Source organism: Campylobacter sp. 7477a, assembly GCF_014892335.1.
Lineage (GTDB): Bacteria > Campylobacterota > Campylobacteria > Campylobacterales > Campylobacteraceae > Campylobacter_A > Campylobacter_A californiensis.
Window position 1 is genome coordinate 142,097 of the sequence record NZ_JADBJH010000001.1, and the last position, 6,284, is coordinate 148,380.

Annotated in this window: 6 protein-coding genes; all 6 read left to right on the forward strand. The window is 36.5% G+C overall.

Annotated features, from left to right (window positions below):
* The first annotated feature begins 1 nt into the window (after position 1).
* Entirely contained in the window at positions 2–781 is a 780-nt protein-coding gene (locus tag CCAL5182_RS00695) for an enoyl-ACP reductase (RefSeq protein ID WP_336610008.1), read from the forward strand.
* 73 nt (positions 782–854) lie between these two features.
* Positions 855–1,397 carry a CDP-diacylglycerol--glycerol-3-phosphate 3-phosphatidyltransferase gene (gene pgsA / locus CCAL5182_RS00700; protein ID WP_169938520.1) on the forward strand — a complete coding sequence of 181 codons (543 nt, stop codon included), beginning with the start codon at positions 855–857 and terminating at the stop codon, positions 1,395–1,397.
* A gap of 18 nt (positions 1,398–1,415) precedes the next feature.
* A complete protein-coding gene (gene rseP / locus CCAL5182_RS00705) occupies positions 1,416–2,528 on the forward strand; it encodes an RIP metalloprotease RseP (RefSeq protein ID WP_169971786.1) in 1,113 nt (370 codons plus the stop codon).
* Positions 2,525–3,160 (forward strand): YggS family pyridoxal phosphate-dependent enzyme, encoded by a 636-nt coding sequence (locus CCAL5182_RS00710; protein WP_336610001.1) that lies wholly within the window; start codon positions 2,525–2,527, stop codon positions 3,158–3,160. Before rseP ends, CCAL5182_RS00710 begins: the two co-directional genes overlap by 4 nt.
* Positions 3,161–3,323: 163 nt before the next feature.
* The gene (locus tag CCAL5182_RS00715; protein WP_336610002.1) at positions 3,324–4,232 is read left to right on the forward strand and encodes an AEC family transporter; all 909 of its coding nucleotides are present in this window, start codon (positions 3,324–3,326) and stop codon (positions 4,230–4,232) included.
* Positions 4,233–4,769: 537 nt separating this feature from the next.
* Positions 4,770–6,284: PDC sensor domain-containing protein (locus CCAL5182_RS00720; RefSeq protein WP_442862135.1), on the forward strand; the 1,515-nt coding region annotated here is incomplete at its 3' end.

The window sequence follows — 6,284 nt, forward strand, 5'->3', positions numbered from 1 at the left end:
CATAACCAATGAATTTCAAGGTAAGACTTTAGTCATCAGCGGAGGCACGAGAGGTATAGGTCGTGCGATAGTGATCGAGTTTGCAAAAGCAGGTTGCAATATCGCTTTTACATTTAACTCAAACGAAGAGTTGGCAAACGAGCAGGCAAACAAGCTTGAAAAAGAGTATGGTATAAAAGCTCGTGCATATCCGCTAAATATACTTGAACCTGAAAAATACAAAGATCTATTTTTAAAGATAGATGAAGACTTTGATAGAGTAGACTTTTTTATCTCAAACGCAATTATCTCAGGTCGCGCGGTTGCGGGTGGGTATACTAAATTTATGAAGCTAAAACCTCGCGGCATAAACAATATCTTTACGGCAACCGTAAATGCATTTGTAGTAGGCACACAAGAGGCCGCCAAAAGAATGGAAAAAGTTGGCGGAGGTGCTATCATCTCATTAAGCTCAACCGGGAATTTAGTTTATATAGAAAACTATTCGGGCCACGGCACAGCAAAAGCTGCCGTAGAGGCCATGGCTAGATATGCTGCGACTGAGCTAGGAGAGAAAAATATCCGCGTAAACGTAGTAAGCGGCGGTCCGATAGAAACAGACGCTTTAAGGGCTTTTACAAACTATGAGGAAGTGCGCGACTTTACAGCAAAGCTTAGCCCACTAAATCGCATGGGACAGCCTGACGATCTAGCAGGAGCATGTAAATTTCTTTGCTCTTCTAAGGCTAGTTGGGTAACAGGACATACATTTATCATAGATGGTGGAACAACATTTAAATAATATATTTTAAGTGCTTTGGCTTAATCTAAAGCACTTAAAATTTTAACCAAAATACAAAAAAAGGAAAGCTTTAATGAGCCTAAACCTGCCAAACGCTCTTGCTATCTTTCGCATAGCCCTCGCTCCGGTAATGTTTTACTTGCTTGTAAACGCACCGTCTCAGCTACCAAACATTCATATTAGCTGGATAAATTTTTTCGCCGGATTTGTTTTTGTTATCGCTTCCGTTACAGACTTTTTTGACGGCTATATAGCTAGAGCATGGGATCAAAAAACAAAGCTAGGTGCCATACTTGACCCGCTTGCGGATAAGATGCTAACCCTGGCCGCCTTTATAGGACTTATGATGTTGGGCAGAGCAAACCCATGGGCGATATACCTTATCCTTATAAGAGAATTTTTTATAACAGGCTTTAGGGTGGTGATAGCAAGCGAAGGGCTAAATGTTGCCGCGTCAATGGCCGGCAAGGTTAAAACGGTCTTTCAGATGATAGCTATAGGCTGGCTTACCATGCAATGGTGGGGAGCTGAAATTTTGCTTTGGGTGGCTGTGGCACTTACGATGTATTCCGGATATGAGTATATAGCCGTTTATGTTAGAGCACAAAAGCATTAATTTAATCAAAGGAGACTTTTGAAAGGTCTTATTTTTACTCTAGTCCTACTTCTTTTAGGACTTTGGGCTTATTCGTTTTATTTTTTAGTTACGGTTTTTGCCATTAGCTTTTTGATATTTTTTCATGAGCTTGGACACTTTTTGGCTGCTCGTTCGGTAGGTATTGCCGTAAATACTTTTAGTATAGGATTTGGCAATAAAATTTTTACAAAACGAGTCGGCAATACCGACTACTGCCTAAGCGCGATCCCTCTTGGTGGCTATGTTCAGTTAAAAGGTCAAGATGATACAGATCCTGCGCATAAAAACTACGACGCAGATAGTTATAACACCCTAACCCCATTAAAAAGAATTTATATACTCTTTGCTGGACCGTTTTTTAACTTTATCCTAGCCTTTTTTATATATATCATTATAGGTTTTATGGGTGTTGATAAGCTAGCTCCCGTCGTGGGCCACATAGCTGTAAACTCTGCCGCATATGAGGCAAAACTTGCCATAAATGACAAAATCCTAGCAATAGACTCAAACGAGATAAAAGAGTGGGATGATATAAGCAAAAATGTAAAAATTCAAAAAACACGTCTTTTGATCGAACGTGAAGGGCAGGTTTTAGAAATTTATCTCACTCCAAAAATAGGCTCAACTCAAAACGCCTTTAATGAGCGCATACAAAAACCACTTATTGGTATATCTCCAAAAGGCGAGATAGTAAAAATCTATCATAGCGGACTTAGTGCGGTCAAATTTGGCATAGATGAAACGATAAATGCTTCAAAACTGATATTTCTAGGATTTCAAAAACTAGTAAGCGGCATAGTGCCACTAAAAGAGGTTGGAGGCATAGTGCAAATTACCGACATCACGTCAAAAGCGGCTCAGATAAATATATCTGTTCTTCTTCTTATCGTAGCACTTATATCGGTAAATTTAGGTGTTTTAAACCTACTGCCGATACCTGCATTAGATGGAGGACACATACTTTTTAATTTATATGAACTTTTGTTTAGGCGTGAGGTGAACGAGCGCGTATACGTGGCACTTACGTATTGTGGCTGGGCGGTGCTGCTAAGCCTTATGTTACTTGCCACATATAACGATATAATGCGACTTAGCGGAGGTTACCAATGATAAATTTAAAAGCACTTTTAAAAGAGATAAGCTCCATAAAACCGGGCGTCAGGCTTATTGCTGTTAGCAAAAATGTCACAAGTGCCGAGGTGCTTGCTCTACATGCACAAGGTCAGCTTGAGTATGGTGAAAACAGGGTGCAAGAAATGGCAAAAAAACAAAGTGAAATTTCAGCAGCTCTTGATCTAAAGTGGCACATGATAGGTCGTTTGCAAAACAATAAAATCAACCAACTAATCTCACTTCGCCCTACTCTTTGGCAAAGTTGCGATAGTTTAGAACGCGCACATGAAGTCGATAAACGTCTAAACTACAAACTTGATACACTTTTACAGATAAATTCTGCAAACGAAGACACCAAACAAGGAGTTCTTCCATCAAACGCCATAGAGACATATTTAAAGATACAAGAACTTTGTCCAAATATCAACCTAAAAGGTATCATGAGTATCGGCGCACACAGCGATGATGAGAAAGAAATTCAAAAAAGCTTTGAGCTAAGTTATAAAATTTACGAAGAGCTTAAACCCCATGGGGCGCAAATTTGTTCTATGGGTATGAGCTCTGACTTTAAACTAGCCATAAAATGTGGCTCAAACATGATAAGGCTTGGAACTATTTTATACGTTTGATAAAATTTGGCTTATCTTAGAGTAAGTCAAATTTATTACTCCAAAATAACTTTACCAACAAAATTTAAAAAATAAAATGCAAAATTTGAGCCACAATTACTTATTTAATTAAATTTTAAACCCCATGATTTTATAATCCATTTTTTATTTCAAAAGAGTTTTTATGAATTTTATTCCGTTATTTTCTATTTTCTTTATTGTTGCTATCGGCTTTTTCGCTAAAAAGATAAAAATTTTAGAACAAAAACATTCGATCATCTTTGTTGATTTTGTCCTTTGTTTTGCCATCCCTGCTTTGATTTTTGATAAAGTATATCATGTAAATATCGATATTGAACTACTTAATACCATCGCAACCGGATTTTTGGGAACACTCACAGGGGCTTTAGTGGCTCTTGGACTTGGTGTCTTGTTTAAATTTTCAAAATCAACAATCGTAAGCATGGTCATGCTAAGCTTATTCGGCAATACCCTCTTTGTGGGCATGCCCGTCATACAAGGTTTTTTTGGCGACGGTGTATTAAACGAGATTATATTTTACGATCAACTAGCCACATCCATACCTATCTCGATCCTTGGTCCGCTGATACTTTCATTTGGCGCACCAGAAAAGGTTTCACTTTTTCAAAATGCGATGAAAATTTTAAAATTCCCTCCATTTGTAGCACTTATCCTAGCTCTTTGTCTAAAAGAAATATCTTTACCGGAGTTTATCTTTGAGCCACTTTATATGCTTGAGGGCAGCGTTACTCCAGTGGCTTTATTTGCCATCGGAGTTGGACTTAGCTTTGGAAGTATAACCAGCTCTTACAAGAGCGTTAGTATTGTTTTGTTTTGCAAGATGGTGGTTCCGGCGCTATTTTTTGCAGCAATAACCGGCACACTAAACATACCAATAAATCAAACCTGGCTCGTAGGATTGTTTCAATCTTGCATGCCTCCTATGGTTTTAGCAAGTGCTATGATAATGAAGGCCGGGCTTGATAGCTCTCTTGCTATCTCAGCCGTTGCGCTTGGAGTTGCCTTTAGTTTTGCGATATTTCCAATGTTGTTTTTCATCTTTGGGGCCTAAGATACTAAAATAAATAATTAATTTTATTATTTAAAATTTTAAAGCACAAACTACGTTATTTCTCATACCATAATCTCTTAAAAATATAAATCTTTATTTTTATATTATGATTTAAATTTAAGTTTTTATGGCTTTAAAAGTAAAATTTATCCACGAAAATATATGCCAAAAAAGAATAATTTTTTTGATATCAAATTTGTAAATTTCCATTTTTTAGCGATAAAAAGGCAATTTTATCTTATATGATAAATTTTAAATTTTATTAATTCATGCTATTTTTGATATAAAGTAAATTTTATATAAATTAAAAATATTAATTTATATATTTTATATTATATACTGATATTACTTGGAAATACTAATATTTTATAAATTTTTATAGTCTATATAAATATTAAGTTTTATAAAAATACACCCCTGAAACAATTGTAAACACGTGATAACTATTTCCTAAAAAAATATTTTGATTTTATTAAAAATTTAGCTACGAATAGTAATAATTTGACTTAAGCTTTTAATACAACAGAAAGGATCTAAATGTTTAAAAACCTAAATATCTCAACAAAACTCACTCTCATGAGTTGTGGGATGGCACTAGCTGCACTTTTGCTAGTTATCATCATAGTTGCTTCAAAAACGCTAGGAATGTCAGAGCGCAACACAAGCCAATATATCCAAAGCGAAATGGGTAAAAATGCCGAAAAGGTTTCAGCGTTTTTCTCAAAAGCTATGCAAACTTCAAGAGTTTTATCAGAAACTATCGGCGGTGCGCTTGATGCAGAAAATAAACTAACCACAGATAGCATCGGCGATATATTTTACGAAGTAGCAAAAAACAACACCGAATTTCTAGCCGTCTGGATGATAACTGATAGCGAAGAGGTCTATAGTAAATCCCAAGACGGTGGTGCTAGTATCTTATACGGCGAAGATGGTAAATTTGCCCCTTATGTAACAAATTTAAACGGCACTCTATCTTTTGCCAGAAGAGTAGCCGGATATGAAAAAGCGGACTACTATACCATACCAAAAAACACCGGCAAACCAACTATCTTAGAGCCGTTTTTCTACAACTACGGCGGTCAAGAAAAGCTAGTTACAACAGCCGTTAGCCCGATCATCGTAAGCGGTAAATTTGTAGGTGTTGTTGGCATAACTCTTGATGTGGCAAATATTCAAAAGCTATGCGACAGTATACATCTGTATGATGGTGACGTAAATTTCTTAGTTTCTCATACAGGCAAATTTATAGTGCATAAAGAAACAGCCCTTATAGGCAAGTCAATGGTTGATGTAAACCCTGCCCTTAAGCCGATAGAAAGCGCCTTGCAAAAAGAAGAACCTATCGAGATAGAGGTGGTTTCTGCCGTTACCAAGAAACTTTCAAAAGCAGTTTATGTAAATATAGAAATTCCTCATTTTGATAAAATATGGGGCATGGTCTTAATCGCTCCCAAAGATGAAACAGTCAAAGAAACCAATGAGCTTAGAAATTTTATTATCATTTTAGCCGTTGTTTCCATGCTAATTTTATCTTTTGCAATGTGGAGTTACTCTAAAACTTTTGGCAAACGTATCGTAACCGTAGGAAATAACCTAGAAAATTTCTTTGAATTTTTAAATTTCAAAACAAACAAAGCCGATCTTATCACTATCCGCGCCAATGACGAGATAGGTAAAATGGGCATGTTAATAAATGAAAACATCAAAATGACTGAGAGAAATTTAACCGAGCAAAATGCCTTCATAAAAGAGGCCAATAGCTTTGTTGATGAGATAAAACGCGGAAATTTCATGGCCATGTTAGACGCGCAGACTATAAATCCCGCTCTAAACCAACTAAAAGGCACATTTAAAGAGCTACAAGAAGCGTTAAAAACAGCTATAGCCGCGAATGCACAAGATGTCCTAAAACTACTTGAAGCCTATAAAAATCAAAATTTCACAGAAACTCTTGATGATAAAGGTGAAGTAGCTAGCGGTGTAAACGCTCTTGGCAGCGAGATAGCCAACATGCTAAAAGCAAATTTAAGCCAAGCACAAATCCTTGAA

Coding starts and splice junctions, on each gene's coding strand:
- pgsA (WP_169938520.1), top strand. CDS start 855: ATGAGCCTAAACCTGCCAAACGCTCTTGCTATCTTTCGCATAGCCCTC.
- CCAL5182_RS00710 (WP_336610001.1), top strand. CDS start 2,525: ATGATAAATTTAAAAGCACTTTTAAAAGAGATAAGCTCCATAAAACCG.
- CCAL5182_RS00715 (WP_336610002.1), top strand. CDS start 3,324: ATGAATTTTATTCCGTTATTTTCTATTTTCTTTATTGTTGCTATCGGC.